The 859-nt window shown below is 56.5% G+C and carries 1 protein-coding gene; it reads left to right on the top strand.

Annotated elements, in window-relative coordinates:
* Positions 1-44: 44 nt before the first annotated feature.
* A partial coding sequence (locus KDM89_RS19165; protein ID WP_212689515.1) for a MotA/TolQ/ExbB proton channel family protein occupies positions 45-859 on the top strand: 815 nt, incomplete at its 3' end.

The raw sequence follows: 859 nt of genomic DNA, 5'->3' as shown, positions 1-859 counted from the left end.
CAGTAAGCACTACCAACCTTATTTTGTTTAAAGGAAGCACCATAATGAAAAACCGTTTCTCCGCATTCCTGGCTGCCGCCGTACTGGCCCTGACCGCAGCAGTTGCCGCACCTGTGATGGCACAAGAACAAGCCTCCGCAGCCGCACCGGCCACTTCCGCACAAGCATCCGCAGCAGCACCTGCAGCATCCGTTCCTGCAGCAGCACCGGCAGCTGAAGCAGGTCCTGCGAAAGAAGTGATCGAAAACCCGTACGGCCTGGACGCGCTCTGGAAAACCGGTGACTTCGTTGCCAAAGGCACCCTGATCATCATGGTCATCATGTCCATGGGCTCCTGGTACATCCTGATCACCAAAACCATCGACCAGGTCAAACTGTCCGGTCAGGCTGGTGAAGCACGCTCCAAATTCTGGAAAGCCGCTTCCGTACAAGCTGGCGTAAGCTCCCTGAAAGACGGCAGCCCGTTCCGCTTCATCGCTGAATCCGGCGTCAAAGCCAGCGAACACCACGAAGGTGCCCTGCTGGAACAAATCGACCTGAACACCTGGATCTCCATGTCCATCCAGCGCGCTGTTGAAAAAGTACAGTCCCGCCTGCAAGACGGCCTGGCATTCCTGGCAACTGTGGGTTCTACTGCACCGTTCGTTGGTCTGTTTGGTACCGTTTGGGGTATTTACCATGCGCTGACAGCGATCGGTATGTCCGGTCAGGCATCCATCGACAAAGTAGCTGGTCCTGTGGGTGAAGCGCTGATCATGACCGCGATCGGTCTGGGCGTCGCTGTTCCTGCCGTTCTGGGTTACAACTTCCTGGTACGCCGCAACAAATCCGCGATGGAAGAAGTACGTGCTTTCGCTGC

Origin of the sequence: Cognatundibacterium luofuense (genome assembly GCF_018139685.1) — a bacterium.
Taxonomy (GTDB): Bacteria; Pseudomonadota; Gammaproteobacteria; order Burkholderiales; family Burkholderiaceae_D; genus Undibacterium; species Undibacterium luofuense.
Note: the sequence above shows the minus strand (reverse complement) of the source record. Positions and strands in the feature narration are given on the sequence as shown.